21 protein-coding genes, 2 tRNA genes and 1 pseudogene are annotated in these 26,709 nt (G+C 69.4%); 12 read left to right on the forward strand and 12 right to left on the reverse strand.

Annotated elements, in window-relative coordinates:
- Positions 1-58: 58 nt before the first annotated feature.
- Complete coding sequence (locus OHB56_RS21750; protein WP_406359178.1) at positions 59-1,501, reverse strand: aminopeptidase P family protein; 1,443 nt, start codon at positions 1,499-1,501, stop codon at positions 59-61.
- Between the two features lie 336 nt (positions 1,502-1,837).
- Positions 1,838-3,388, reverse strand: a complete 1,551-nt coding sequence (locus OHB56_RS21755) for a PP2C family protein-serine/threonine phosphatase (protein WP_406355110.1) — start codon at positions 3,386-3,388, stop codon at positions 1,838-1,840.
- Between the two features lie 527 nt (positions 3,389-3,915).
- Here OHB56_RS21755 and OHB56_RS21760 point away from each other — a divergent pair.
- On the forward strand, positions 3,916-4,581 hold the full coding sequence (locus tag OHB56_RS21760) for a bifunctional DNA primase/polymerase (RefSeq protein ID WP_055596154.1): 666 nt from the start codon (positions 3,916-3,918) through the stop codon (positions 4,579-4,581).
- Positions 4,582-5,049: 468 nt separating this feature from the next.
- Here the strand turns inward: OHB56_RS21760 and OHB56_RS21765 are convergent, their stop codons facing one another.
- The 3 genes from OHB56_RS21765 to OHB56_RS21775 form a co-directional block, all read right to left on the reverse strand.
- Positions 5,050-6,015 (reverse strand): DUF5926 family protein, encoded by a 966-nt coding sequence (locus OHB56_RS21765; protein WP_406355112.1) that lies wholly within the window; start codon positions 6,013-6,015, stop codon positions 5,050-5,052.
- A gap of 261 nt (positions 6,016-6,276) precedes the next feature.
- Positions 6,277-6,915 (reverse strand): ATP-binding protein, encoded by a 639-nt coding sequence (locus OHB56_RS21770; protein WP_326753776.1) that lies wholly within the window; start codon positions 6,913-6,915, stop codon positions 6,277-6,279.
- 165 nt (positions 6,916-7,080) lie between these two features.
- A complete protein-coding gene (locus tag OHB56_RS21775) occupies positions 7,081-7,908 on the reverse strand; it encodes a glycerophosphodiester phosphodiesterase (RefSeq protein ID WP_326753777.1) in 828 nt (275 codons plus the stop codon).
- Between the two features lie 309 nt (positions 7,909-8,217).
- Between OHB56_RS21775 and OHB56_RS21780 the strand changes: the two genes are divergently transcribed.
- From OHB56_RS21780 to OHB56_RS21805, 6 genes and pseudogenes are all read left to right on the forward strand, one after another.
- Entirely contained in the window at positions 8,218-9,825 is a 1,608-nt protein-coding gene (locus OHB56_RS21780) for a S1C family serine protease (protein WP_406355114.1), read from the forward strand.
- A 65-nt stretch (positions 9,826-9,890) separates the two neighbouring features.
- Positions 9,891-9,977: transfer RNA gene (locus tag OHB56_RS21785), tRNA-Ser, on the forward strand.
- Positions 9,978-10,272: 295 nt separating this feature from the next.
- Positions 10,273-11,274 carry an IS630 family transposase gene (locus OHB56_RS21790; RefSeq protein WP_406359180.1) on the forward strand — a complete coding sequence of 334 codons (1,002 nt, stop codon included), beginning with the start codon at positions 10,273-10,275 and terminating at the stop codon, positions 11,272-11,274.
- Between the two features lie 141 nt (positions 11,275-11,415).
- Positions 11,416-12,366, forward strand: coding sequence for a tellurite resistance/C4-dicarboxylate transporter family protein (locus tag OHB56_RS21795; protein WP_406355116.1), 951 nt, complete (start codon positions 11,416-11,418; stop codon positions 12,364-12,366).
- A 213-nt stretch (positions 12,367-12,579) separates the two neighbouring features.
- Positions 12,580-13,944 (forward strand): glutamate decarboxylase, encoded by a 1,365-nt coding sequence (locus OHB56_RS21800; protein WP_406355118.1) that lies wholly within the window; start codon positions 12,580-12,582, stop codon positions 13,942-13,944.
- Positions 13,945-13,986: 42 nt separating this feature from the next.
- A pseudogene (locus OHB56_RS21805) lies at positions 13,987-14,115 on the forward strand (tyrosine-type recombinase/integrase); the annotation flags it as partial.
- A 246-nt stretch (positions 14,116-14,361) separates the two neighbouring features.
- Here OHB56_RS21805 and OHB56_RS21810 read toward each other — a convergent pair.
- The 3 genes from OHB56_RS21810 to OHB56_RS21820 form a co-directional block, all read right to left on the reverse strand.
- Entirely contained in the window at positions 14,362-15,492 is a 1,131-nt protein-coding gene (locus OHB56_RS21810) for a catalase family protein (RefSeq protein WP_406355120.1), read from the reverse strand.
- Positions 15,493-15,547: 55 nt separating this feature from the next.
- Complete coding sequence (locus OHB56_RS21815; RefSeq protein ID WP_406355122.1) at positions 15,548-16,900, reverse strand: Dyp-type peroxidase; 1,353 nt, start codon at positions 16,898-16,900, stop codon at positions 15,548-15,550.
- 117 nt (positions 16,901-17,017) lie between these two features.
- Complete coding sequence (locus OHB56_RS21820; protein WP_406355124.1) at positions 17,018-17,608, reverse strand: hypothetical protein; 591 nt, start codon at positions 17,606-17,608, stop codon at positions 17,018-17,020.
- A gap of 442 nt (positions 17,609-18,050) precedes the next feature.
- On the opposite strand from OHB56_RS21820, the gene OHB56_RS21825 reads away from it, so the two are divergent.
- Positions 18,051-18,728 (forward strand): GAP family protein, encoded by a 678-nt coding sequence (locus OHB56_RS21825; protein WP_055597553.1) that lies wholly within the window; start codon positions 18,051-18,053, stop codon positions 18,726-18,728.
- A gap of 206 nt (positions 18,729-18,934) precedes the next feature.
- On the opposite strand, the gene OHB56_RS21830 is transcribed toward OHB56_RS21825, so the two are convergent.
- Positions 18,935-19,093 (reverse strand): hypothetical protein, encoded by a 159-nt coding sequence (locus OHB56_RS21830; protein ID WP_406355125.1) that lies wholly within the window; start codon positions 19,091-19,093, stop codon positions 18,935-18,937.
- A gap of 153 nt (positions 19,094-19,246) precedes the next feature.
- Here OHB56_RS21830 and OHB56_RS21835 point away from each other — a divergent pair.
- Positions 19,247-19,333 (forward strand) — tRNA-Ser (locus OHB56_RS21835).
- Between the two features lie 1,500 nt (positions 19,334-20,833).
- Here OHB56_RS21835 and OHB56_RS21840 read toward each other — a convergent pair.
- The 3 genes from OHB56_RS21840 to OHB56_RS21850 form a co-directional block, all read right to left on the reverse strand.
- Positions 20,834-21,421: a DinB family protein gene (locus OHB56_RS21840; protein ID WP_406355127.1), complete on the reverse strand. Its 588-nt coding sequence runs from the start codon at positions 21,419-21,421 to the stop codon at positions 20,834-20,836.
- A 41-nt stretch (positions 21,422-21,462) separates the two neighbouring features.
- Positions 21,463-21,894 carry a hypothetical protein gene (locus OHB56_RS21845; RefSeq protein WP_326753780.1) on the reverse strand — a complete coding sequence of 144 codons (432 nt, stop codon included), beginning with the start codon at positions 21,892-21,894 and terminating at the stop codon, positions 21,463-21,465.
- 124 nt (positions 21,895-22,018) lie between these two features.
- Complete coding sequence (locus OHB56_RS21850; protein WP_406355129.1) at positions 22,019-22,918, reverse strand: bifunctional DNA primase/polymerase; 900 nt, start codon at positions 22,916-22,918, stop codon at positions 22,019-22,021.
- A gap of 358 nt (positions 22,919-23,276) precedes the next feature.
- Here OHB56_RS21850 and OHB56_RS21855 point away from each other — a divergent pair, with 358 nt between their 5' ends.
- The 3 genes from OHB56_RS21855 to OHB56_RS21865 all read left to right on the forward strand — a co-directional run bounded on the left by OHB56_RS21855 (position 23,277) and on the right by OHB56_RS21865 (position 26,626).
- Positions 23,277-23,603, forward strand: a complete 327-nt coding sequence (locus OHB56_RS21855) for a hypothetical protein (RefSeq protein WP_326753782.1) — start codon at positions 23,277-23,279, stop codon at positions 23,601-23,603.
- 670 nt (positions 23,604-24,273) lie between these two features.
- A complete protein-coding gene (locus OHB56_RS21860) occupies positions 24,274-24,834 on the forward strand; it encodes a SigE family RNA polymerase sigma factor (RefSeq protein WP_406355131.1) in 561 nt (186 codons plus the stop codon).
- Positions 24,835-24,970: 136 nt separating this feature from the next.
- Entirely contained in the window at positions 24,971-26,626 is a 1,656-nt protein-coding gene (locus OHB56_RS21865) for a long-chain fatty acid--CoA ligase (RefSeq protein WP_326757085.1), read from the forward strand.
- The last annotated feature ends 83 nt before the right edge of the window (positions 26,627-26,709 follow it).

The following is a 26,709-nucleotide window of genomic DNA, read 5'->3' on the forward strand; positions in this document are numbered from 1 at the left end:
GCCGGCCACAGTGCACACAGCAGACCGTCGAGCAGTCCCTCAGCTTCTCGGGTGGCGATCAGCCCTTGAGGGCCGCCATCCAGGCCTCGACCTCGTCCGACCGCCTGGGCAGCGCGGCGGAGAGGTTCCGGTTGCCGTCCCCGGTCACCAGGATGTCGTCCTCGATGCGGACGCCGATGCCTCGGTACTCCTCGGGAACGGTCAGGTCGTCGGCCTGGAAGTAGAGGCCCGGTTCGACCGTGAGCACCATGCCCGGCTCCAGGGTGCCGTCGACGTACGTCTCGGTACGGGCGACCGCGCAGTCGTGGACGTCCAGGCCGAGCATGTGGCCGGTGCCGTGCAGGGTCCAGCGGCGCTGCAGGCCCAGCTCCAGCACCCGCTCCACCGGGCCCTCGACCAGACCCCACTCGACGAGCCGCTCGGCCAGGACCCGCTGGGCGGCGTCGTGGAAGTCCCGGTACTTGGCACCGGGCTTCACCGCCGCGATACCGGCCTCCTGGGCGTCGTACACGGCGTCGTAGATCTTCTTCTGCAGCGTGCTGTACGTGCCGTCGATCGGCAGGGTGCGGGTGACATCCGCCGTGTAGTACGTGTGCGTCTCGACACCGGCGTCGAGCAGCAGCAGGTCGCCCGAGCGGACCGGGCCGTCGTTGCGCACCCAGTGCAGAGTGGTGGCGTGCGGACCGGCGGCGCAGATGGAGCCGTAGCCGACGTCGTTGCCCTCGACCCGCGCGCGCAGGAAGAACGTGCCCTCGATGTAGCGCTCGCTGGTGGCCTCGGCCTTGTCGAGGACCTTCACGACGTCCTCGAAACCGCGGACGGTGGAGTCGACGGCCTTCTGCAGCTCGCCGATCTCGAAGGCGTCCTTGACCAGCCGTGCCTCGGAGAGGAAGACGCGCAGTTCCTCGTCGCGTTCGGCGGTGACCTTGTCGGTCAGCGCCGCCTCGATGCCGGCGTCGTAGCCGCGCACGACGCGCACCGGGCCGGTGGCCTCGCGCAGGGCGCCGGCCAGCTCGCGCACGTCGGCGGCGGGGATGCCGTACCGCTTCTCGGCCTCGGTGAGGGAGTGGCGGCGGCCGACCCACAGCTCGCCCTGGCCGTCCAGCCAGAACTCGCCGTTCTCGCGGTTCGAGCGCGGCAGGAGGTAGATCGTCTCCTGGTGGCCGTCGGCCGTCGGCTCCAGGACGAGGACGCCGTCCTCGGTCTGGTTGCCGGTGAGGTAGGTGTACTCGACCGAGGCGCGGAAGGCGTACTCGGTGTCGTTGGACCGCGTCTTCAGGTTGCCCGCGGGGACGACCAGGCGCTCACCCGGGAAGCGCGCGGACAGCGCGGCGCGGCGGGCGGCGGTCTCCGCTGCCTGGGGGATCGGCTCGAGGTCACGCAGCTCGGTGTCGGCCCAGCCGCTCTTCATGTTCTCGGCCAGCTCGTCGGACACACCGGGGTAGAGGCCGTTCTTGCGCTGCTTGACGGGCTCTTCCTCACCGGTCTCCGGGTCCGGCATACCGGCGGCCTCGTCGAACGCGGTCGGGAGCTCTTCTGCCACAGCGGTCATCCTCCTCGGTAAAGCTCTGGACCTCCCCCAGGGTGTCGGCTTCGTCCGGGCCGGGGGACCTCCTCCATCGTACGGTTACCGACGAAACGGTTACCGGGGGGAAGGGCCTGTTACCGAGGGGGCGCGGAGGGTGACGAGAACGGGAGCGACCCACCGGCGCAGGAGCGGGCGCCGAGCCGGCTGCGGACCAGTAGTGCCGCGAACCAGCAGTACTGCGAAGCGGTGTTGCGAACCGGCACCTCCCTGCCTGCCCGGCGCCGCCGCCTCCCGCCCCGCCCGGGGCGGCTACTCGAACCGTGCGGCCAGCAGGACGACATCCTCCGTGGAGTCCGTCGTCGCCGGCTCCTCGGGCAGCACGGTGCGCAGGATGTGGTCGGCGATCGCACCGGGGTCGCGCCGCAGTGCCTGGGGCACCCCGGCGGCAGCCGCGTGCAGTCGCGCGAAGGCGCGGTCGGTGGGATCGCCGGTACGGTGCAGCAGCCCGTCGGTGTAGAGCAGAACGGTCTCTCCCGGTTCCGCGTGGACCTCCACGCTCGGCGCCTCCCAGCAGGCGAGCATGCCCAGGGGGGCCGAGACCGACGTCTCGACGAACTCCGTGCGGCGCTCGCCGAGCAGCAGCGGCGGACTGTGGCCGGCGCCGGCGAGCGTGACCCTGCGCAGTTCGGGTTCGCAGTAGCCGAACAGCGCGGTGGCCGATCGGGCCGGTTCGGTGAGCCTCAGCAGCAGTTCCAGGTCGGACAGGACGGCGACCGGGTCCTCTCCCTCCATCACGGCGTACGCGCGCAGGGACGCCCGCAGCCGCCCCATCGCGGCGATCGCGCTCGGTCCGGCTCCGGTGACGGACCCCACGGCGAGGCCGAGGGCGGCGTCCGGCAGCGGCAGCGCGTCGTACCAGTCGCCGCCGCCGTGCGGGGAGGTGCGGTGCCGGGCGGCGAGCTGGACGCCGGGAATCCGGGGCAGGCGTGAAGGGAGGAGCTCCTCGGACATGGTGGTCATGGACGCACGCGCGCGCTCGAGTTCCAGGAGGCGGGCGAGATGCTCGGAGGCGTAACGGGAGTAGAGACCGATGAGGTGCCGCTGGCGTTGCGACGGCTCGGCGGGTTCGTCGTAGAGCCACACCGCGGCGCCCAGGCGCCGCGCCGCCTCCACCGCCTGCGTGGTGCCCGTGCCGGCCGCGGCCCCGGGGGTGAGGGGCAGCGTGTAGCTCGCGGCATAGCCGAGGCGGGCGGCGACCTCGCGGTGCCGGGGGTCGAGTTCCTTCTCGGCGAGCAGATCGGGTACGGCGATGCCGTCGTCGGCGCCGGGCACTCCGTCGAGGATCCTGCCGTAGGGCATCGCGCTGCGCGGGATCGTCTCGATGTGGCCGAGATCGGCGCGGGCCAGGCCGAGACCGATCATGGTGTCCGGGCCGCGACCGTCGGGGGGTTCCAGAACGACGAGACCGCGTCGGGCGCCCACCAGGGCGGCGCCGGCGCGCAGCAGCTCCTGGAGCGCCTCGTCGAGGAAGCTCGTGCGGGCCAGGCGTTCGGTCAGCTCGTGGAGGGTCGTGAGGTCGGAGACCCATCCCGCGAGCCGGTCCTGCAGAAGTGCGCCCGGTGCGTTCTGGGGGTTTGCCGGGGCGGCCGGGGAGGTACCCGTAGCAACGGGCGCGACAGTGTGTGCGGGGGCTGGAACCGTTGAATCGATTCCAGCCACTTTCGGAGGATGCGGGGCGCTCATGGCGTCCGGCTTTCCCGCAGGTACGAACTGCTCAAAAGCATCGCAAACCCCCATGTGATCCTGCATCGCCGGCAGTGTCTCCACATGTACACGTTCTCGTGAGGAGATGTCCAGCATTGTCCTGCTGGGATTCCTGGTGTCCGTGGGTTCGGAGTGAGTCCGGAGGGAACTCTCTCCCACCCTCTTGCCGAAAATGAAACTTGGCTTGAAACTGCCTCAGGGGGAGGCTGATTGCGGTCGACTGGGCTCGCTCGACGGAGCGTCACAGCGGTCGTGATGGGTACGTACTCGGAGAAGGCCAGGGGTGGTTGGGAATCACCCGGGAACCTGGCGACGGACCCGGGCGTCTTAACCACCGACGACCGTGCCCCATCCTCCCGTGGCGGAGGCGGAGAGAAACACGCGCGACGGTAAACGCCAGACTTCGCCACCCCCACGCCACCCCGTGCTTCCGACCGACGCGGTAGGGGTGGCACGGCCACGGAGGCAGACCTTGCTCGGCCCGTAGGGGCTCCCCTTGCCCGGTGCAGGGGTGTGATGCGCCAACAGGTACGCACAGTAGGTACGCACAGTGCAGTGATCGACACATGTTGTGATGTGGACCACGGTGTTGCCAGGCGTGCAACGGAAAGGAACGAGCGCTCATGCGCGAGATCCTCGGAAGGCGACGCAGGCTCCTGTCCCGGCGAGGCGACAGTGGGCCCCAGCTGATCGAAGCAGCCCTGACCTTCGCCTCGCACTGGCAGTGGCCGGTACTCCCGGGTGTGGCGACGGACCCGCAGGGCGGGTCCCGCTGCGGCTGCCCGGACCCCGAATGCACAGTGCCGGGCGCCCATCCCTTCGACCCCGGGCTCCTCGCCGCCACCACCGACGCGCGCATGGTGCGCTGGTGGTGGGGCAACCGGCCCACGGCGTCCGTCATCCTGGCCACCGGAGGCAGGGCGCCCTGCGCGGTCTCCCTGCCCGCGGAGCCGGCCGCCCGGGCCCTGGACGCCCTCGACCGGTTCGGCATGCGGCTCGGCCCGGTCGTCGCCTCGGCGGACCGCTGGTCGATCCTGGTCAAGCCGTACTCCCTGGAGCAGCTGGGCGAGCTGCTGTACGCCAAGGACTTCGTCCCCGGCTCCCTCCGCTTCCACGGCGAGGGCGGCTATCTAGCCCTGCCCCCGTCCGCCACCGGCCTGGGCGATGTCCGCTGGGAGCGCGCGCCGCTGCCCGGCTCGGCCTCGCCCTGGGTGCCCGATGTCGAGGCCGTGGTGGACGCCGTGGTCGAGGCCCTCACCCGTACGGGTGTGAGCGCGCCCGAGAAGTAGCGACTCCCGGCGGGTGCGGCGCCAGGCACTCCCTGGTGCCGCACGGCGTCCGGCGGCTTCGTCGTCTCCACGGTTCCCGTGCTCTCCGCCTGAACCCCGGTGGTGCGGCTTCGAGCGGTAGGGCGCGCCGGTTGCGCGGACACGGAGTTCGGGAACCGGGCCGGACGCGGGCCGCTGTCGTGCTGCGTGCCGGGGAGCAGCCGATCGGTGGGAACCGCTGGGCGGCATGCGGCTGCGTGCCGTGAGGAAGAGTGGTCACAGAAAGACCCGGTTGCTGGCGACGGGGGATGCACCAGCAACCGGGCTACTGGAACGGTAACAAGAGATCGGCTGTTAGCAAATTCGATCTCAGCTTTTCCGGTCACCGACTGGCTTGTCCCCGCCGGGAGTTGTGGAGGAAGCCGGTCATGCTGACCGCCCGGTCGTGCTGACCGGGCGGTCAGCACGACCGGGGAGCCTGTCCGCGCCTCAGCTGAGGGTGACCTGACGGTTGGTCAGACCGCCGCGCGCGCGGCGCTCGTCGGCGGTGAGCGGGGCGTCGGTGGCCAGGGCCGGGGCGAGGCGCTCGGCGAACTCGGCCGCCGGCTTCTCCACGTCCTCGGCGCCGACCCCGCTGGGCAGGTCCCAGACCGGCACGATGAGTCCGTGGGCGCGGAAGGAACCCACGAGACGGGTCCCCTCACCGAGGGAGGAGCGGCCCGCCGCGTGCAGTCGCGCCAAGGCGTCCAGAAGCTGCTCCTCGGGGTGCGGCATGACCCACCGCAGATGGTTCTTCTCGGGTGTCTCGCACCAGTACGCGGAGTCCACGCCCGAGAGCTTGACGGTCGGGATGGCCGCCGAGTTGGCCCGTTCCAGGGAGGCGGTCACGTCCGGGGCGGCGTTCTCCGGGTCGGGGACCCAGAACTCGAAGCCGCTGTGCACCACCGGCTCGAACGCGCCCTCGGGGTCGAGGAGATCCTGCAGCCGGGGCCCGTCGGCCGGAGCGCGGCGGGCCTGCACCGGGGTGCCCGGATCGGCGACGAGGGCGCGCTGGAGGGTGTCGGCGAGGTCGCGGCTGATGTCGCCGGACGACGTGTCGTTCTGCAGGCCGAGGAGGACCGAGCCGTCCTCGCGGCGCAGCGCGGGCCAGGCCATCGGCAGCACGGTGGCCAGGGTGACCGACGGGACGCCGTCGGGCAGGCCGCCCCTGAGGGGCAGCTCGACGGTGGCCGCCGGCACCAGTTCGCGCAGCGCCACCCAGTCGCACTCGCCCGGCAGCCCTTCGAACGGGCGGTGCACCAGCTCGGTCACGGCGTGCGCGGCGGTACGACCGTGGCAGGCCTTGTAGCGGCGGCCGCTGCCGCAGGGGCAGGGCTCTCGGGCGCCGACGACCGGGATCTCTCCGTCCGTGAGCTGCGGGCGCTTGGCCTTGGTCTGAGGGCGCTTCTTGGCCATCGTGGGTGTCTCCCGGTTACGGCTCGTCTCGTACGGGCGGGAGCCTAGCCGTTCACGACGCCGCTGACGGGACCCTGTGGACAACATGCCGACCGCGGGCGACCGCGCGAGCCGTACGGGACCGATTCCGTACGGGGCCGGGTCCGTACGAGGCCGCCGCGATGCGACCGTGCGGCGGCGACGGTGACCGAAGGTGGCCGACGGTGACCGACGGGAGGCGACCACGCGGAGCGGTCGTGGGGGATCGCCGCGCGTATGTCGTCAGTCGAGGCGGTCGAAGGCGTCCGCGAACTCCAGGCCGGACAGCTCGGACACCGAGGGCGCCGTCACCCGCGCGGCGAAGTCGTCGCGCCGGTGTCCGGCGTCCGGGTCGTGCACGTCGTCGTGGACGACGGCCCACACCGTGACCTCGCCCGGTACCTCGTCGCGTACGCCCCAGTCGTCGGCCAGCGCCGTGATGATGTTCATCCCCCGGCCGCCGTGCGCGGTGACCGACGGGGTCGCCGGTGCCGGCCGGGTCGGGCCTCCGCCGTCCGTGACCTCCACGACCAGCCGGCCGCAGGGGTCCACCTGCCAGGCCGCGCGGACGTCGCCGTCCCCGGCCAAGGCGTCGCCCAGGGGTCTGCCGTGTTTGCACGCGTTGCTCAACAGTTCGGAAAGGATCAGTACGGCATCGTCGATGACCGTGTCCGCCACGCCGCCGTCGCGCAACTGCAGGCGCATACGGCGCCTCGCTTTCCCCACGCCCGCAGGGCCATGGGGTACGGCCATGCTCGACGACGTGGGCACCTCCTGTGCCACCACCAACGCCACCCCCGAAACCTCCTTCGCCCCACGCCACGGTGTGAATGCCCCACGGGCCTGAACCGGAAACCGGCCCATCCGTGTGCGGTGACGCACTCGAAACAATCGAGCACGCACCGAATGCGCCGGAGCACTCCTCGTGGTCGGGTGGCTGGATTTAGTCGATGTGGCCGAGATGTGAGGATGGAACGAGAGGAGGGTCGTGGTCAAGAGCCCTGCGCTGAGCAGGGCGGATCGCATGGCCGGACCGCCCCGTCCCGTTCAGCGGCCGAGCTGGTCGAGCACCGCGCGGGGGCGGTTGGTGATGATGGCGTCGACCCCGAGACCGACACAGGCCTCCACGTCCTCGGGGTCGTTCACGGTCCACACGTGTACCTGGTGGCCGGACCGCTTCAGGCGCTCGATGTACGCGGGGTGGCTGCGGACGATCCGGATCGAGGGGCCCGCGATCGGCACCCCTTCCGGCAGCCGCCCGTCGCGCAGGCGGGGCGAGACGAACTGCATGAGGTGGACCGTCGGCAGGGTGGGTGAGGCGGCGTGCACGCGATGCAGCGACCGCGCGGAGAAGCTCATCACACGTACCGGGGACTCCTCGGGGGTGCCGGGCGCGTCCAGGCCGAACCTCTTCAGTAGGAGCAGCAGTCGCTCTTCGACCTGACCTGCCCACCGCGTGGGGTGCTTGGTCTCGATCGCCAGCTCCACCCGGCGGCCGGCGTCGGCGACGAGCTCCAGCAGCCGCTCCAGGGTGAGGACGGAGGTCGCCTCCCGGTCCTCCGGCCCGTACTCCCAGTCGGGCTCCTCGGCCCGTCCCCCGAGCGGGTCACGGGTCTTCCAGGAGCCGAAGTCCAGGGTGGACAGATCGGAGAGCTCCAGCGCCGACACCGCACCGCGACCGTTGGACGTACGGTTGACGCGACGGTCGTGAACGCAGACGAGATGACCGTCCGCGGTCAGCCGTACATCACATTCGAGCGCGTCCGCACCGTCCTCGATCGCCTTGCGGTATGCGGCCAGGGTGTGTTCGGGGGCGTCCTCGGAGGCTCCGCGGTGGGCGACGACTTGGGGCGGGCGCTGGCGTGCAGGGGTCACCGCGTCATGGTGCCATCGCACGGGGGTACCCGTGCGATCGCACGGGTGTCGATGGTCCGGGCGACGCGGACGTCTGATCGGAGGCATGGGATTGGTGCACCCTTAGTGAGTAATGCCCTATATAAGGGATGGTCTCGCACCCACAGGAACGGCTTATGGTGCCCTGACGGCCCATGGGAAAAACTGACGTCATACAAAGAGACATGCACAGCTGAAGCGCGCCGGACTCGTCGACATGCGTGATCGAGCGTGAATGAGCGTGACCGAGTGCGACCTGGAACAACAGCCGTGGATCGAGGAGAGAGAGCTGTGAGCACCGAGAACGAGGGCACAAGCGAGGGCGCATCGGTACCCCCGGCCCCGTCCGTACCGCCCACGCCGGTGGACGCTCCCGCTGCTCAGGCGCATCCGGAGCACCCGGCTCCGGACGGGGGCGGTCCGACGGCCCCCCTGCCCCCGGTCCCGCCGAACGCGCCCGGTACGGCACAGGGCCACGGTTCGTCACCGTACCCGGGATACGGCGGCGGCGACCGCGGTGCATACGGTGAGCCGGCCGGACCCGCCGCCCCGGCCGCCCACGCGGGCCAGGGAGGCTACGGCACCCAGGAACAGCCCCCCGTCGGCCCTCCGCCGGGAGCCCCGATGGGAGCCCCTGCGGGAACCTCCTCCCCGCCCGACGCCTCCTGGCCCCCGCCCCCGGCACCGGGCACCCCGTCGTACGACGGCGGCGCCGGTGAGGGAGCCGGTGGGGGCGCGGCCGGATGGGGCTCCTCCTACCAGGAGTCGGCGCCGAAGAAGGGCGGCAGGCGCGGCCGCCTGGTGGCCACCGTCCTGCTGGCCGCACTGGTCGCCGGCGGCCTGGGCGGCGGCCTCGGCTACACGCTGGCCAAGAACAACGACGACGGCAACGGCTCGACGACCGTCTCGTCGTCCACCAGCGGCGGCAACGTCAAGCGCGACCCGGGCACGGTCGCGGCGGTGGCCGCCATGGCGCTGCCGAGCACCGTCACCATCGAGGCGGAGAGCAGCAGCGGCGAGGGCGGCACCGGCACGGGATTCGTGTTCGACACCCAGGGGCACATCGTCACCAACAACCACGTGGTGGCGGATGCCGTGGACGGCGGCAAGGTCGCGGCGACCTTCCCGGACGGCAAGAAGTACGACGCCGAGGTGGTCGGTCACGCCCAGGGCTACGACGTCGCGGTCATCAAGCTGAAGAACGCCCCCTCGAACCTGAAGCCCCTTACGCTGGGCAATTCCGACAAGGTCGCCATCGGTGACTCGACGATCGCCATCGGAGCCCCGTTCGGCCTGTCCAACACGGTGACGACCGGCATCATCAGCGCGAAGAACCGTCCCGTGGCCTCCAGCGACGGCACCGGCAGCCAGGCCTCGTACATGAGCGCCCTGCAGACCGACGCCTCGATCAACCCGGGCAACTCCGGCGGACCGCTGCTGGACGCCCAGGGCAACGTCATCGGCATCAACTCCGCCATCCAGTCCACCAGCAACGGCGGTTTCGGCACCGGCCAGTCCGGTTCCATCGGCCTGGGCTTCGCCATCCCGATCAACCAGGCCAAGTACGTCGCCCAGGAACTGATCAAGACGGGCAAGCCGGTGTACGCCAAGATCGGTGCTTCGGTCTCCCTGGAGGAAGGCACGGGCGGGGCGAAGATCACCGATCAGGGTGCCGGCGGCTCCGAGTCGGTCGACCCCAACGGTCCCGCCGACCAGGCCGGCCTGCGGCCCGGTGACGTCATCACCAAGCTCGACGACCGCGTCATCGACTCCGGCCCGACCCTGATCGGCGAGATCTGGACCCACAAGCCGGGAGACGAGGTCACCCTCACCTACGAACGCGGCGGCAAGGAGCAGACCACGAAGCTCACCCTGGGCTCCCGCGTCGGCGACAGCTGACCCCACCCCGGCCGCGCAGACCCGTTACCCTTGTCCCCGCGCCGCCGATCATTCGGCGAGCGTGGGGAGGTGTGCCCGAGCGGCCTAAGGGAACGGTCTTGAAAACCGTCGTGGCAGCGATGTCACCGTGGGTTCAAATCCCACCGCCTCCGCGCAGGTCATAGACGTGCTGGTCAGAAGGGGTGTCCCTCGATGAGGGGCACCCCTTCTGCACGGGGCCTGTCTCACCTTGATCCGGCTCTGTCGCGTTGTGGATCAGTGCGTGTGGACCAGGTGTGGACCACGGCGCCAACAGCACGCACTGGTGGATCCGCAACGAGGCCGTCTGGCTGGCTACATCTGTGCTATTGATCCGAAACGGTTTTGGTTCTGGGTCGTTGGTGGGGTGTGAGCGGTCTGGTGGGGGACGCGCGGTATCTGTCGCCGTCGGCGCAGGAGGCCCTGCGGCTGCGTGCGGTGGCCGCGTTGGTGGCGGGGCGGGACCGTGAGGACGTCGCGGCGGTGTTCGGGGTGTCGCTGAAGGCGGTCGACACGTGGTGGGCGAAGTGGCAGGCCGGTGGCCGGGAGGCGCTGGTCGTGCGGCCCAGGGGCAAGCCGGTGGGGGTGCACCAGGTGCTCGGTGAGGCCGAGCAGTCCGCGGTGCGTCAGGCGGTCCTTGATCACCGGCCTTGTGACGTGAGGCTGGGCGGGCAGTTGTGGACGCGGCGGCTGGTGGGCGAGCTGATCGCGAAGCTGTACCGGGTGCGGCTGACCGAGCCCGGGGTGGGCAAGTACCTGAAGCGGTGGGGGCTGTCCTTTCAGCGGCCGGACAAACGGGCGGTCGAGCAGGACCCGGAGGCCGTGCGGCGCCGGCATGAGGAGACCTGGCCGGCGATCCGGTCGAAGGCGAAGGCCGACGGCGGTGAGGTTCTGTTCGCCGACCAGGTCGGCATCCGCTCCGACCAGGTCACCGGCCGCACCTGGGGTGAGAAGGGCAGGACTCCCGTGGTGCGACGCAGCGGGAACCGGTTCTCGGTGAACGCCATGTCGGCGATCAGCACCAAGGGCCGGATGCACTTCATGGTCTTCACCGAGAGCTTCACCGCCGGGGTGATGTGCCGCTTCCTGGAACGGCTCGCCGGCCACTTCGACCACAAGGTCCACCTCGTGGTCGACGGGCACTCCGCCCACCGCTCCAAGAAGGTCCGCGACTGGCTCGCCGCCCACCCCGACGATGTCGAGCTGCACTTCCTCCCCGCCTACTCGCCCGAGCTCAACCCCGACGAACTGGTCAACGCCGACCTCAAGCACAGCCTGCCCAGACAGCACCGGGCCCGGAACCAGACCGAACTCGCCGCAGAGACCCGCCGGTTTTTCCGTAGACGCCAGCGACAGCCGCACATCGTCCGGGGCTACTTCGGTGGCCCAACCGTCCGCTACGTCCTGGACGAGAACCCGTTGAGTTTCTGATCAATAGGTAGGCCCGCGAGCAGTTGGGCTTGAAACAGGTGGCATGGCTTGAAAAGGACGTCCGCTGGACTGACGCCCGCTCGCCCGTCGGACACCGCGTTGCGGTTGCGGCTCGCCCCACCGCCGCAGACTGTGGGGGGGATGGGTGATCGTGTCCCGGCCGAGGGCGGGCTAGCCGGCTGGTGGGTGGAGCTGCCCCCGGGTGCAGGAACAGCGGTGATGGCGACCGGGATCGTCTCCATCGGGCTGCACCTGGTCGGACAGGAGGCGCTCTCATGGATCCTGCTCGTCCTCGCCGCCATCGTATGGCTCGCGCTCGCTATCGACTTCGCGCGGCAGCTACTGCGCGAACGGGAACAGTGGGAGGTCAAGGCAGACACGCCGCCCGCGCTGACCGCAGTGGCCGCGACGACCATCCTCGGGACCTGGTTCGCACTACAGGGATGGTCGGGTGTCGCCGTCGCCGCGCTGGTCGTCGCGGTACTGATCTGGCCGGTGCTGCTGACGGCGGTGGTGCGGCACTGGCGGCGGCGCTTGCCGGGCACGGTGTTCCTGGTGTGTGTCGCGACGCAGGGCCTGGCCGTGCTGGGCGGAACGCTGGCCCTCTCGCTGCCGTCCGGGTGGCTCGCCTGGCCAGCGCTGGGCTGCTTCCTGTTCGGGCTGGCGCTCTACCTGATCGCCTTTCTCCGCTTCGACCTCGGCCAGGTACGGTCCGGCGCGGGCGACCAATGGGTGGCCGGCGGGACGCTGGCGATCTCCGCGCTCGCCGGGGCGAAATTGCTGGCCGTGCCCGCCTGGCGCGGCACCGCTCTGCACGACGCGCTGCGTGCGCTCACTCTGGTCACGCTCGCGCTGTCCGTGTGCTGGTACGCCGTCCTCGTCTTCGCCGAGGCACGCTGGCCGCGTCCGCGCTACGACATGAGGCGCTGGGCGACGGTCTTCCCGATGGGCATGACGGCCGTCGCCACCCTGTCCGTCGCCGACGCCGCGGCCGTGGGCTGGCTGCGGACGCCGGGGCAGGTACTGCTCTGGATCGCCGTCGCCGCCTGGGTGATCACGCTGGTCGGGCTGGTCCGGCACTTGGCTGCGTAAACCGAATCTGCGATCACGCTCTGACCTGTTGCTCAGAGTCTCAAGAGGTGGCTCCTGCGGCTTCCTCCACCGTCCATCCACCGGAACGTGGGCTTCCGTGCGGCTGGCGAGCGTCGTCGATCACTCGGGAAGGTACGCCGTTCGCGTGCATCCCGAGCCCCGTCCACAGGTCCTCGGAACGGCTCTCGCCCCGGACGTGGTTGAGTCGCCGGTATGACCAAGAGTGACGCTGCGACTCTGTTCGGCAACCGTTTCCTGACCGCGCCCGCTCCCTCGGAGACCTTCCCCGAGGAGGGCATGACCGCGACGGACGCCATGAGGCTGCTGGACGCGGATCTCGCCATGGAGGGCGACCCGCAGCGCAACCTCGCCACGTTCGTCACCACCTGGATGGAGCCGGAGGCGCAGCGGATCATCGCCGAGAACCTCCATCGCAACTTCATCGACCACGCGGAGTACCCCATCTCCGCCGAGATCGAGCAGCGCTGCGTGCGCATGCTCGCGGACCTCTTCCACGCGCCGGGCGAGACCACCGGGTGTCGGACCCAGGGCTCGTCCGAGGCGATCATGCTTGGCGCGCTGTCGCTGAGGTGGAAGTGGCGGGAGCGCCGCCAGGCGGCCAATCTCTCGGTCGACCGGCCCAACCTGGTCTTCGGGGGCGACGTCCACGTCGTGTGGGAGAAGTTCTGCCGCTACTTCGACGTCGAGCCGCGGATCGTGCCGCTTGCGGAGGGCAAGTACACGATCGGCCCGGAGGACGTGGAGCCCCACCTCGACGAGAACACGATCGGCGTCGTCGCCGTCCTCGGCACCACGTTCACCGGCCACAAGGACGACGTCGTCGGGATCGACAAGCTCCTGCGGGACGTCCGCAAGGAGCGGGACCTCGACATCCCGATCCACGTTGACGGAGCCAGCGGCGGCTTCGTGTGGCCCTTCCTCTACCCGGACTCGAAATGGGACTTCCGGCTCGAGCAGGTCCGCTCGATCAACGTCTCGGGACACAAGTACGGCCTGGTCTACCCCGGCATCGGCTGGCTGGTCTTCCGCGAGGAGTCCGACCTGCCCAAGGACCTCGTGTTCCACGAGAACTACCTGGGCAAGACCGACGCGACGTTCACACTGAACTTTTCGACCGGCGCGGCGATGGTGCTCGCCCAGTACTACAACTTCGTGCGACTGGGTCGCCAGGGCTACACCTACGTCATGGAGACGATGCAGAAGAACGCCCACGCGCTGGCGGACAACCTGCGTAGCAACGGCCGCTTCGAAGTGATCGGCAGCGGCCTCGAGCAACTGCCGTTGGTCGCCTTCCGTCTCGCCGGCAAGCACGCCTACGACGAGTCCGACATCGCCTGGCAGCTCTCGGCCGAGCGAGGCTGGATGGTGCCGGCGTACACGCTCCCGCCCAACGCTGAGCGGGTGAAGATCCTGCGTGCCCTCGTCAAGGAGACCCTGAGCCGCGAGCAGATCGATCGCCTGAGCCAGGACATTGACGACGCGTGCAGCACCTTGGACCACAAGGGTGCGACCACCGAGATCGAGCGGGCCCAGGTCAAGCGCGGCACCGGCTACTGACGCCCGCTACCGGCACCCCCAGGGACGGGCGTCGAAGTCGCGGCCAAGAACGCGGACCTACGGGTAATCCGACTGCATGACGCTCGACACGGCTGCGCGACCCTGCTCACCGCGGCCGGGGTGGCGCCACGTGTCGTGATGGAGTTCCTGGCGCACAACCAGATCGCTGTAGCAAGGCCAGAGGGCCCACACCGATTCAGTAAGGACCCTCTGATCTATCACTTCTCTGTCGGGGAGATTTGAACCCAAGTCTCTTCGTCCGGAACTATCGGCCGCGAGGTCATTGCGGTCCAGGACGCTGCTCGTGTAGTCATCGGCGGCCGTTGATAACCGCTTCGGTTGCGGTGGTTGCTGTACTCCGCTGCTATACAGCAGGGATTGTGACCGGGCGGGCGCTTGCCGTCCCAGCCGTCGGCTTCACTGAGCCGTGCCAAGTACCTCGTCGGCGCTGCGAGGCTCTGTGCGCGGCTGCTTGTTGAGCTTGTGGCGCTCGATGGAGGAGTGCCGGTAGACCTCTTTGCGGGCCCGCATGATGTTGCCCAGGGGTGCGTGCTCGGCGTTGACCCGCCAGGGTGTGAAGGACAGTGAGTCCAACTTCTCCAGGTTTTCCGGGCCGGAGATGTCCTGCTGCGGCAGCCGCAGTTTGGCCACGGTGACGGACGGCGAGAGCTTCTCGGGCCATTCCACGGTGGTGTCCTCCACCGGCATGCGCTCCAGGTCGGTGCAGAGCTGGACCTGGATGTCGAAGACGTAGGGCCGCTCCTGCAGCTCGGCTTCCAGGGCCGGTCGGAAGACCTCCGGCGCCGAGGCCGGGTCGATGGTGCGCCGGATCACCGCGGCGGCGGAGGACGGGTCGGGGGTGATGCGCACCTTGGCGATGTAGTCCCCGTGCCGGACCGCGCCCATGGTCCAGTAGCTCGACAGCAGCACATTGACCGGGGGGATCTTTGACAGGCTCAGGAAGGCCAGAAACTCGTCCCACGCCCAGTTGTCCTGGTCCAGGGTTCCCTTTCCGGTCACGAACTCGGTGAAGAAACGATGCGCGCCGGGTCGGCCCTGGGAGAAGTAGGCCGGCGCATCCAGGAACAGTTCCTGGATGAACAGGTAGTGCTCGATTGTGTTGCAGAAGAAGATCGGTGCGTTGATGTTGGCGTAGTCGAACGTGCCCGTGTCCGGTTCGTCTTCCAGCAGGGTCGGGCCGGGGATGTCGAAGATCTTCAGCGCCAGTCCGGTGGCGGCGCCCAGTCGCGCGTCGGCTCCGGCGTGAGGCGAGCCGTTGGAGAAGCGGATGAGCGCATCGTGGGTTCCCGGAGTCGCGTAGATGCCTTGGGCGTACTCGGGAGGAAGCCCGTCCAGGATCTCCACTTCCCCCCGGACCAGCCCGTAGCCCTTGGCATGCGCGTCGCGGAGGGCCCGGCCGGTGCCACCGGCCTTGACCGACTCGGCGATGTAGCTCTCGGTCTTTTCGATCACCGTCTGCAGGTTTTGATCGAAGTGCGGGTCGTAGTCTTCGACGTCCGGCGTGTAGCGGACGAACTGTGCTGCCATGACCTCGACCTTTCCTTGGAGACCGTGGTGGGACCTCAGGAGGCGCGAATTGCCGTCAGTCCTCCAGTTCGGCGAGCCAGCGCAGGGCGCGCAGACCCGGCACGAAGCAGTACTCACCGCCCCGGGTGACCACGAAGCTGGGCAGGTTCTTCAGGCGGCGCCGGACCGGCTTCTCCGGGATGGTGACGCTGCCGGTTCCGCCGTGATGCCCGGCGACCGGGTCCTTCTCGCCGGGGTGGCCGATGAAGTTGCCGTCGTTGACCCACTCGGCCTTGATGAACTCGAACTGTCGTTCAAGGTGGGCCCCGAGGAAGACTCCGACGAGGCCCCGGTCGGCGCCGTCGTCCTCCAGCACGCCCTCCGGCAGCGGCGGCCCGTAGGTGGTCCCGCGGCGGATGAGGCGGTGCATCCGCGCGTCGCCGACGATGGTGGAATCGCGAGGGTTGATGCGCCGGATGTGCGCACCGGCCGGGCACCGGTAGCCCCGGTCGTCGTTCTCCCGGTACAGGAAGTTGTTGACGCGGTGCGGGTCGGCCGCCAGCTCCGGATCATCGTGCTCCGGCGTCAGCGTCAGCGGCGCCCCGCTGGGCCAGCGCCCGACCATCTTCGCCGCCAGGAGTGCCTCCTCCTCGGCGCTGGAGCTGTTCGCGCGCAGGTACTGCCGCCAGGCCGCCACGTTGGTGTGGACCTTGCGCACGGCCGCGTAGGTTCCGTTGCGCCCCAGTACATCGGGGCTGGGCATGGGCGGCAGATTGCCGGTTTCGTCGGGATAGCCGAGGATGAACTCGCCGGCCTTGATGGGGGTTTCCTGCGGGTTGGAGCCGGGAAGTCCGACGCCCTCGATGTTCGGATGGCTGATGCCGTCGCGGAAGCCGAAGGTGGTTCGCCCGGTCGGGAGCTGGTGGACGTCCTGCTGCCAGATCACCTGGACACCGGGCGTGTCCTCGTAGGCGACACGGGCCCGCTCCAGCTCCTTGTCCAGCTGCGCCGCATCGGAAGAGAGGGCGCTCAGCGCGATGTGGATGTCGCCCGTTCCGAACGGTGCCTCCCAGTGGGCCGGGGCGCTCTCGCCCACGTCGCCGATCAGCTCCGCCCGAGCGGCCATGCCTTCACGAAACGCCCGCGGAAAGCTGTCCAGCGAGTCCTGGGGCACCCCCAGGGCCCTCAGTCCCTGGTAGGTGAACGCCACAGCCACCCAGGCATCCTGGCTCGGGTCCACGCTGGGCAGCCCACCCGCGGTCACCGGGAGCAGCCGCTGCAGCAGGGCGCGCCCGGCGTGGGGGTCATCGACGCGCAGGAAGACGAACTTTCCCTCGTACGGCACGGGCCGTGGACGCAGTGCCCCGCTTTGGACGTCGTCGATCTCGACGCGCACGCTGGCCGCGCTGCTGCTTGCCGTCGCATTCATGATTGCTTGTGCCTCCACATCGGTCACTGCCCGGGCAGCCCGGCAGCGGCTGGTCCGCGCCCGCCGACGCGGTCCACAGACGTGGGGTCGGCTCTGAGGGTTGGTTGTGTCGGGGTTCTAGGCCGAGGCTTCCTCCAGCAGCTTCTGGAAGGCCGGCGTGCCCACCAACTCGGCGTTCGCCGGGTTGTCCAGCGCCGCCCGGAACTCGGGGGTGTCCAGCACGTCCTGGAACGCGTCGTCCACGCGCTGGTCCTTCCAGATCTGCTGAACGGTCAGGTCGGGATAGGAGCTGACGAAGCTCGTCGCGGGTGCCTGGTGGGCGACGAACCAGTCCTTCACCCCCGGATCGCTGATGCCCGGGAACCCTTCGCTGTGCGAGAAGATCCTGTCGAAGTTCGCCCCGATTACCGTCTTGGCGAAGTCGTCGATGTAGGTGTCCCAGGAGCCGTCGAAGACACTGGCGAACATAAACCGGGTGTCGTCGTCGAAGATCACGTGCCGTGCGTCATGCAGAGTGCCGATCTGGCGCAGCGCCCCACGGTTCTTCTCGTCACTTGCCCCGCTGGCCATCGCGGCGAGATCCTCACGCAGAGCATCGGCCTCGCCCGGCTTGATCTTGGTAAAGACGGTGAACTCGCCGCAGACCCCGTCCGACCTGCCTGGCCGCTCGGGGTGAGCTGACTGGGCTGCACCTGACGTCGCAGTCATCGTGAGATTCTCCTGCCACGGATCGGTGCGAGGGTCGCCAAGCGCTCGGATATGAGGCGCCATCGCCCTCACATATCAATCCTCACTGCGGATGCGCTGCCTTGCATCTCCGCCCGGGCGTTGTGGTCACCTGGGGCGGATTCCCGGGAAGCTCCGGCACTGCGGGGTCCAGCCTGCTCGGTGCGGCAGGCCAATGCCGGGGTACTCACGTGTCCCGAGAAACTCCCGAGGACAGATCCGGCCAAGCGCAGGAAGATGGAACTGGTGGGACGTGCCGAGTACGTCGGCGTCGCCATTCTCAGGCAGCCACTTTCGCGCGGCCGTGAAGACAGCGGCGCAGCCGATCGCACAACAGCCCGGTGCGCCGTCCAGGCGGTCGGGGCATCCGCCGCCAAGCCCTGCTCCACTGGATCGCCACCCTGAGCCCCACGCGGAGGCAACCATGGGCGCAGTTCTCGGTGACGTGCTGGGTTTCGCGGCCGCCGTCGCGATCAGCCCGCTCCCGATCATCGCCATCATCCTCATACTCGCCACACCTCGGGGACGTCTCAACGGACCCCTCTTCACCGTCGGCTGGATCCTGGGACTCTCGGCACTGGGCGCGGTAATGCTGGCGATCGCTTCCCCCGCAGGTGCCTCCGCCCACAATCAACCGGCCACCTGGGTGGGAGCCCTCAAGCTCGCTCTGGGCCTGTTCCTCGTCCTCTTCGGCGCCCGGCAATGGCACCGGCGCCCAAAGGATCCCTCACAAGCCCAGCTGCCGAAGTGGATGGGTGCGATCGACCGCCTCACGCCGGTCAAGGTCTTCGGACTCGGACTGGCCCTGGCCGCGCTCAACGCCAAGAACGCCCCACTGACCATCGCCGCGGCCGCCTCCATTGGCTCAGCCGGGCTGCCGGTCGGGCAGCAGATTGCATCGCTGGCAATCTTCGTCCTGATCGCCACCCTCGGCCTGCTGGCCCCACTGGGAGTCTTCCTGATCGGGGGAGAGCGAGCGAAGACCACACTCGGCAACTGGAAAGACTGGGCAGCTCAGCACAACGTCGCCGTGATGGCCGTCCTGTTCTTCGTACTCGGGTTGAAACTGCTCGGAGACGGCATCTCCATCCTCACCTCCTGACGGGCTTACTCACGTGTGGCGGTGTGGCCCGATCACAGAAGCGCAACAGAAAAGGTCGGAGGAGCGGCTTTGGGGCGAGTGATCATGGCCCCGCAAGCTTCCGGCGAGTCGGGCAGTCTGTGGACCTGCCCGTTAAAGCACGACGTTGGGGCCATGATCTTAGAGGCTCGCCCCAAAGTGGCTGCCTAAAGCCCAAGGCCATGAAGTTACGGGCTGATGGGGACCGTCAAGATGTTGATGTTGAGGGTGGCCTGGTAGGTACGGCGGTCGACGCGCATGCTCTTGTAGGCGTAGCGGGAGAGCGGCCGCTTGACGGCGTGGGGGCTGAGTCGGAGTCGGCGATCGGAGCAGGAGGCCGCCAGCACTCGTCACAGAGTGATGCCCGACCCTACGGACCAGAAGATCATGGGTCTGACTCATACCGGGGGAGCCGGTGGACCCCGTGTGGACCACGGCCCCGCACAAAGCGTGAACCCGGGAAGCCCGCAGTCGCTCCACCCCAGGTGGGACAGTGCCGAGGCGGGTGGCCCGAGCGGCCGAAGGGAACGGTCTTGAAAACCGTCGTGGCAGCGATGTCACCGTGGGTTCAAATCCCACCGCCTCCGCGTGAAGAGCAGTGAGAACGGCCCCTGACCAGGTCCTGCGGTCAGGGGCCGTTCTGCTGTGCGCTGCCCGCTGAGCACCGTCTCTGCCCGTGGTTTCCGCTCGGCGGGGCACGGAAGGGGCACGGAAGGGGCATGGTCCGGGCATGCGCGGACGACCGTATGGGGGGACGTCGGCGACGGGCGTCGAATGCGGACGGCCGACGACCGACCGGCACCTTGCGGACGACCTGGCGGGGAGCGGCGGGTTCCACGATGCCGCCCGTGCCCCGAAGGCTTGAGCCGTTCCGTGACGGCCGGCCCCTTTCCTGCGGGCCGCTGGCGGGACGATCACGTCGTCTTCCGAGTCGATTGCGGAATGGTTGCACGGCGCGACGCTTTCCACGCGCCCGAGCCGGCGCGGGCGCTGTTCTTGCCATGCGGTCTCCGCCTCTCGATCAACTCGCCAAGGCGGTGGTGAGTGCGTTGCGCCGCTGAGGCCCGAACTCGCTCCGAAACGCCGCGATGAAGACATCGGGCCCGGTTTCCGTTTCCGGAATCGGGGCCGCTTTCCATCGGATGACGGGCGCGTAGCCCCTCCGCCCACCATGGGGGAGTGGTGGAGCTGTTCTGGGGCGAGTGATCGTGGCCCGTAAGCCGATGGCGAGTCGGTCGGTCTGGGGGCTTGTCCGTTGAAACCCGGCGTTGGGCCATGCTCTTGGAGAATCACCCTGCAATGGCTGCCCGACCGGCTGTGCCATCCGCTCGCGTGATCGTTCTGCTTCGAACGGGATGACGGGTTCGGCGAGTTGGCCGGCGCGGAGACGTGAAGGAGGATCTCTTGACGACTCGGGCAGAGGCAGCCGAAGAACGCCACGAGGTGCCTCGCGCCCACAAGGCACTGCCCGGTGGGCGTGGGGCACCTGGCCACCCGGTGGAGTGGGGCGGGCGCTGGAACGGTCAACGCCGGGAGACCCATGACGTTCTCCTTTGGCAGGGAACCGAAATGGCCCCGCGTGTCACGCCTGTGGGGGAGGCAATGCGTATGCACGCGGGATCCAGGAGATTTCCGGCACCCGCTTTCGGCACTGCCGAGGTGGCGTCAGAGGCCTTGGCCCAAAGTCTGCTTGACGCCGCCGACGAGGGAGCCGAGAACGCCACCCGCAGGACCGAGAGCAGCATTTCCCTGTGAGCTTTCCTGGGGAGCCGAGTCCGTGGGTGCGGCGACTGCGGTGCCCATGGCGAAGAGTCCCGCGGTGACAAGGCCGGCGAGAACAATGGCGGTGCGACGAATCATTTCCGTGCCCTTACGTTGGGTGACAAGACGAGCACGGATCGTAGCAGGCGGTATGCCGGCAACGAGAAAGCCACAAAGGGATTCGCCATATCGGCTTGGGCAAACCACCGTGACGACAGAACGCGTTGAAGGGCGGTAATGCCGACGTCCGGCCGGCCGGGAAACATATCGAGAACGAAGCGGCCGTCGGCTCGCTCCCTGAGCCGGGACCTGCGGGCCCTCTGTGGTCAGGAGGCCGCTCGCAGCAGGCGGAGCTGGCCGATTTCTGCCGCGTTCTTCAGGAGTTCGGTGTTCACCCAGGCGAGCGTGTGGGCCACGGTGTACGCCGGGTCGCCCGGCCAGGGGAACGAGGCCGTGGCGTCCAGGTCGGTGTCGGTGAGGTTGTCCAGGACCGCCTGCCACTCCGTCCGCAGGCCGCGCAGCCACTGGACGGTCGGCGCTCCTTCGCCGGGCCAGGTGATGTCGGTCCGCTTCCGGGGCCGGCGCCCGCGCGTGTGGTCCAGGGTCACGCTCCACCACCAGCCGATGTGCCAGCTGACCCAGGCGATGGTGGGCACGGGTACGGGGTCGGGCTCGGTCTCGGCCCAGTCCGGTTCCCAGGTCCCGTCGGCGGAACGGTGCAGCGTCCAGCAGTGAGGGGTGGGTTCCCACAGGAAATCGTCCGGTTCCAGCCGCTCCAGGTGGTACTCGAACAGCGACCAGGTCAGGTCGAACTGCCAGCGCAGGAGTTGTGTCCGGGAGACGGGCGAGGGACCGGCGGCGGTGGTGAGGTCGGGGGTGCTCGGATCCGGGGTGCTCGGGTCGGGGGTGCTCATCGGGGGTCCTTGGCCTTCCGCGAGGTGTGCGGTACGGGTGGTCAGATCTCGGTGTCCTGGGCGAGTTGCTCCCAGGACACCTCCCGCAGTACGGGCTCCGTGTCGTGGCCCGACGGCACGTGCGCGGCCGGCTGGAACCAGACGACGGTGAGACGGGAGCGGTACAGGGCACGGTCGTGGGCCGGGTCGAGTGCCTCGGAGCGGAAGTGGCCCAGGCAGGTCACGGCGGGCATGACCTCCACGGGGCCGAAGGCGCCGGCGTACTGGTCGGGGCGCTCACGCGGGGGCGGAACCAGGTGGACCGGGGTTCCGGGGAAGGCGTCTTCGGCGGACCGCAGCGCCGAGGTGATCTTCCGGTCGTTGAGGGGCTTGCACGGGTAACCCTCGATCATGCCGCCGTACGTCGACGACATCCGCAGCTCGGAGAGGTCGACCGAGCGGCCTGAGGCGAGGACGACGCGCGTGAGTGACATGGTCGGCACTCTAGGGCGGTGGTGCATCCGGGGCTTTCGGTTTTCGTCGGGCGGAGCAGGGCTGGGGGAAGGGCGAAGAGGAGAGGGGAGGAGAGAGAGGGGGCGAGTTGTGTGTTGTCTGTCGTCAGGGGTGATGGCCCGTCATGCGGGCTGCCGAGACGATCGTCGCGCGGGCCTCGCGTTCGGACAGGCCCGTGTTGAGGGCCGCCTCCATCAGGGGGCCCGCCAGGGCGGGGCCGATGCCTTCCTCGTAGGCGCGGCAGGCCGCCCAGAACAGGCGGGTGTTGCGCTGGCCCTCGTGCGCCGCGAGGACGAACTGGACCAGCCCCTGCCCGTGCCCGTGCCCCTGCTCGTGACCGCCGGCAGGCGGGGGCGTGGGGTGGTGGGCGCGGGGCGGCGGTAGCAGGAGCCGCAGGAGGGCGGGCGGGCACGCGGCGAGGGCGAGGTGTGCGGTACCCGGGGCGGCGGTGTACGTGCCGTGGTCCGTGCGGGAGCCGGGGCCGACCAGGTAGCCGCCGGCGCCCCGGATGTCGATGCCGGGGGCGAGTCGGCTCGCGGAGTTGGGGACGACGACGTCCGGCGGGCCGCTGAGCCACAGGTGACGGCCGCCGCTGGGGGTCAGGACGACCACGGTGGCGGGGATCGTGAACAGGTGGCGCAGGGCCAGTTCGCGCAGGGCGGCGGAGGAGTCGTCAGTGGTCTTCATGTCCAGGTCGACGCCGATGAGGTGGTGCGGGGGCAGGCCGCAGGCGATGCCGTAGCCGGTGGCCCGGAGGGCGGCGGCGAACAGTTCGCGGATGCGGGTGGGGTCGGTGGAGGCGTCGTGGACACCGTGTCCGAAGCGGCCGCACTCGCCGCGGCAGCGCCTGGTGGGGCCGAGGCCGGGGCCGGTTTCGTCGCGGTGCGGGGAACGCAGTGCGGGAAGTTTCGTCCGGGACAGCGGGATGACGGCCAGTCCGCGCTCGGCGGCTGACAGGGCGTGTGCGAGGGCCAGGGTCGTGGCCTGCCGGTCGGTGGTGGCCATGCTTCTATTTTCGTACGCATGTTCGAAGAAAGGAAGGGGGGGTCGGGTCGACGCGCCGGGGTTCGGGTGGTTGATGAGAAATGTGCTGGAACGCTTCACCTCTTGCGGGGCTTGGCGTGGAGGGCCCCTTGCCGGAGGGAGGGGTGGATTGGGGGGCGAGTAGGGGTTTATCGACTTGTCCTCACGCTTGCGTGCGAATGACGGCTTCAGGGGTGGTTCGCGGGTATCCGCTGGGCAATCCTGCTCTTGCGACGTCGAGAACAGCCCGGGGCGGTCGGCCAACTTCCCTGGTGACAGCCGTAGATCGGGCACACGCGGTCATGAACCGGTGCGTCCTTGGTTCTGGAGGAAACACAACATGGCAAGCATCCGTACCGCCCGTGTCATCGCCGCCGTCTCCGCCCTTCCGTTGGCGGCAGCCCTCTTCACCGGCGTCGCGGCGGCGGACAACGGCGCTTTCGCGGACAACGGTTCGAGTGCCACGGCTGCGAGTGCCACGGCGGGTGTGCTCGGCAGCGGCGTCGGCGGGGACAACTTCGGCACCTCGGCCACCACGCAGCAGCAGGCCGTCGGTTCCGACGCCTCGAACCAGAGCAACACCGCCCAGGTCAACGGTTCTGAGTTCACGGTGGTCAATCAGGGAAACGACAACGTGACGATCAACTTCACCCCGCTGTGGGGGTGAGGTGAGGGGGCCGGCGGCCCTCTGACGGTGTGGAGTGTGCCTCGTGGGGTGCAAGGCGTGTGCGCGTCGGTGCTTCGGTGCCGCCGGGCACACGCCTCGCGGGGCCGTGCTTGTTGATCGGGGCGGGGGCGACCGGTCCGTGTGCGTGAGTTTGCGGGGGGAACGGCCTCGACCGGAGGTGATACCCGACGGGCGGTCAGGAGATCTGCCAGGGGGACACAAGGTGAGGCGGTGCTGCACGGCGAGGGGCTGCGTGCGCGGGGAGCCGGAGGCGAGGGAGGAGCCGGGGTGGTCGACCGATGTGTTTGTCGAGGTGCGGCCGAAGTCGTACGAGGAACGGGCGGCCTCGCCGGCCGTGCAGGGAGAACCGGCCCCAAGGACGGCAGGGAGGGCATGGTGACAAGGGCGTGGGCAGGGGCGTGGGCGTGCCGGCCTCGGGATTGATCCTTGCGGTGGACGGGTGGGGGCGGGAGGGAGGCGGCGTCGCGCCGGGGACGGGTGAGACCTCGAGGTGCCGGTGTGTTTCCCCCAGGGGTGAACCCGCAGTGGCTCTCCACCGCTCCTCCACCCTCAGGAGGTGGAGCAGGTGCTACCCCTACAACCTGAGAGGGACGTGGCTTCGGGACTTGTGGCCGATTTGCCGAACGTGTCCCGCTCATAGCGTTGAGCCATGACCACACCCGTCTGCACCAGCGCTTCGCATGCCGCTGCTCCAGTGACGCAGACCCTCCCGTACCCGTCGTTCTCGTCGTACATGAGGGCCCGCCAGCCGGTGCTCCTGCGTACCGCCCGGTCCCTGACCGGGAACCCGAGCGACGCGGAGGACCTGCTGCAGACCGCGCTCGCCAAGACGTATGTCGCCTGGGAGCGTATCGAGGACCATCGCGCGCTCGACGGCTATGTGCGCCGGGCGCTGCTGAACACCCGGACGTCGCAGTGGCGCAAGCGCAAGGTGGACGAGTTCGCCTGCGAGGAGCTGCCCGAGCCGGACCCGGTGTACGCCGCCGACGACCCGGCCGAGCAGCAGGCGCTGCGCGACGCGATGTGGCGGGCGATCATGCGGCTGCCCGCGCGACAGCGCGCCATGGTCGTCCTGCGGTACTACGAGGATCTCAGCGAGGTCCAGACGGCCGAGGTGCTGGGCGTATCGGTGGGTACGGTGAAATCGGCCGTGTCGCGAGCGCTCGGCAAGTTGCGGGAAGACGTTGAGCTGGGGCTTGTTCGATCCTGATCCGAAACATCATTTCGCGATACGTGATCGATCATCCGTTCCTCTAGTGACATACCGCGCGGTATGTGCGCAGAATCAGCACATCCGTTACCGCCGCGTAGGCAATGTCGCCCGGGAGGACGCCGTGCTGAGCACGATGCAGGACGTACCGCTGCTGATCTCGAGGATCCTGGCCCACGGATCGACGATCCACGGCACGTCGCAGGTGACCACCTGGACCGGCGACGGCGCACCGCACCGTCGTTCCTACGCGGAGATCGGCACCCGCGCGGCGCAGCTGGCGCACGCGCTGCGCGAGGACCTCGGGGTGTCCGGAGACGAGCGCGTGGCCACCCTCATGTGGAACAACGCCGAGCATGTCGAGGCGTACTTCGCGATCCCCTCCATGGGCGCGGTGCTCCACACCCTGAACCTCCGCCTCCCGCCCGAGCAGCTCGTGTGGATCGTCGACCACGCCGCCGACCGGGTGGTCCTGGTCAACGGTTCGCTGATCCCGCTGCTCGCCCCCCTGCTGCCGCACCTGAAGTCGCTCGAGCACATCGTCGTGTCCGGCGCCGGGGACCGCTCCGCGCTGACCGACGCCGCGGCGCAGGCGCAGGTGCGGGTGCACGAGTACGAGGACCTGATCGCCGGGAAGCCGACCGCCTACGACTGGCCCGAGCTGGACGAGCGTGCCGCGGCCGCCATGTGCTACACCTCGGGCACGACCGGGGACCCCAAGGGCGTGGTCTACAGCCATCGTTCGATCTACCTGCACTCGATGCAGGTCAACATGGCCCAGTCGATGGGCCTGACCGACGAGGACACCTCGCTGGTCGTGGTCCCCCAGTTCCACGTCAACGCCTGGGGCCTGCCGCACGCCACCTTTATGACCGGCGTCAACATGCTGATGCCGGACCGCTTCCTGCAGCCCGTGCCGCTCGCCGAGATGATCGAAAGTGAGCGTCCGAGCCACGCCGCCGCCGTCCCCACCATCTGGCAGGGACTGCTGGCCGAACTGCTGGCCAAGCCGCGTGACGTCTCCTCCCTCACCCAGGTCACCATCGGCGGCTCGGCCTGTCCGCCCTCCCTGATGGAGGCGTTCGACGAACTCGGCATGCGGGTCTGCCACGCCTGGGGCATGACGGAGACCTCCCCCCTCGGCACCATCGCCCGCCCGCCGGCCCACGCCGTGGGCACCGACGAGGAGTTCGCCTACCGCCTGACCCAGGGCCGCTTCCCGGCCGGTGTCGAGGCCCGGCTCACCGGCCCCGGCGGCGAACGACTTCCCTGGGACGGCGAGTCCGCGGGCGAGCTGGAGGTGCGCGGCCCCTGGATCGCCGGCGCCTACTACAACGGCACCGACGCCGAACCCCTGCGCCCCGCCGACAAGTTCAGTGAGGACGGCTGGCTGAAGACCGGCGACGTCGGCACGATCTCCCCCGACGGCTTCCTCACCCTCACGGACCGGGCCAAGGACGTCATCAAGTCCGGTGGTGAATGGATCTCCTCCGTCGAGCTGGAGAACGCCCTGATGTCCCACCCGGACGTCGCCGAGGCCGCTGTCGTCGCGGTCCCGGACGACAAGTGGGGCGAGCGCCCGCTGGCCACGGTCGTCCTCAAGGAGGGCTCGACCGCCGACTTCGACACCCTGCGCGACTTCCTCGCCGCCGAGGGCAGGATCGCCAAGTGGCAGCTGCCCGAGCGCTGGACGGTGATCGAGTCGGTGCCGAAGACGAGCGTCGGCAAGTTCGACAAGAAGGTGCTGCGCCGGCAGTACGCCGAGGGCACGCTGGACATCACCCGGCTCTGACCCGCTCCGATGCCCTCCGACACGTTGTGACGCGTTGTGACGTGCCCCGCGTACGCCGGTCACCAGGCCGGCGTACGCGGGGC

Origin of the sequence: Streptomyces sp. NBC_01635 (genome assembly GCF_045209715.1) — a bacterium.
GTDB classification, from domain to species: domain Bacteria; phylum Actinomycetota; class Actinomycetes; order Streptomycetales; family Streptomycetaceae; genus Streptomyces; species Streptomyces hirsutus.

Bases quoted from the DNA above. Each gene is read 5' to 3' on its own strand.
- OHB56_RS21865 (WP_326757085.1), top strand. From the start codon at position 24,971: ATGCAGGACGTACCGCTGCTGATCTCGAGGATCCTGGCCCACGGATCG.
- OHB56_RS21845 (WP_326753780.1), bottom strand. From the start codon at position 21,894: ATGTCACTCACGCGCGTCGTCCTCGCCTCAGGCCGCTCGGTCGACCTC.
- OHB56_RS21840 (WP_406355127.1), bottom strand. From the start codon at position 21,421: ATGAGCACCCCCGACCCGAGCACCCCGGATCCGAGCACCCCCGACCTC.
- OHB56_RS21750 (WP_406359178.1), bottom strand. From the start codon at position 1,501: ATGCCGGACCCGGAGACCGGTGAGGAAGAGCCCGTCAAGCAGCGCAAG.
- OHB56_RS21820 (WP_406355124.1), bottom strand. From the start codon at position 17,608: ATGACTGCGACGTCAGGTGCAGCCCAGTCAGCTCACCCCGAGCGGCCA.
- OHB56_RS21850 (WP_406355129.1), bottom strand. From the start codon at position 22,918: ATGGCCACCACCGACCGGCAGGCCACGACCCTGGCCCTCGCACACGCC.
- OHB56_RS21795 (WP_406355116.1), top strand. From the start codon at position 11,416: ATGGGTGATCGTGTCCCGGCCGAGGGCGGGCTAGCCGGCTGGTGGGTG.
- OHB56_RS21760 (WP_055596154.1), top strand. From the start codon at position 3,916: ATGCGCGAGATCCTCGGAAGGCGACGCAGGCTCCTGTCCCGGCGAGGC.
- OHB56_RS21810 (WP_406355120.1), bottom strand. From the start codon at position 15,492: ATGGCAGCACAGTTCGTCCGCTACACGCCGGACGTCGAAGACTACGAC.
- OHB56_RS21815 (WP_406355122.1), bottom strand. From the start codon at position 16,900: ATGAATGCGACGGCAAGCAGCAGCGCGGCCAGCGTGCGCGTCGAGATC.
- OHB56_RS21855 (WP_326753782.1), top strand. From the start codon at position 23,277: ATGGCAAGCATCCGTACCGCCCGTGTCATCGCCGCCGTCTCCGCCCTT.
- OHB56_RS21765 (WP_406355112.1), bottom strand. From the start codon at position 6,015: ATGGCCAAGAAGCGCCCTCAGACCAAGGCCAAGCGCCCGCAGCTCACG.
- OHB56_RS21860 (WP_406355131.1), top strand. From the start codon at position 24,274: ATGACCACACCCGTCTGCACCAGCGCTTCGCATGCCGCTGCTCCAGTG.
- OHB56_RS21800 (WP_406355118.1), top strand. From the start codon at position 12,580: ATGACCAAGAGTGACGCTGCGACTCTGTTCGGCAACCGTTTCCTGACC.
- OHB56_RS21755 (WP_406355110.1), bottom strand. From the start codon at position 3,388: ATGCTGGACATCTCCTCACGAGAACGTGTACATGTGGAGACACTGCCG.
- OHB56_RS21825 (WP_055597553.1), top strand. From the start codon at position 18,051: ATGGGCGCAGTTCTCGGTGACGTGCTGGGTTTCGCGGCCGCCGTCGCG.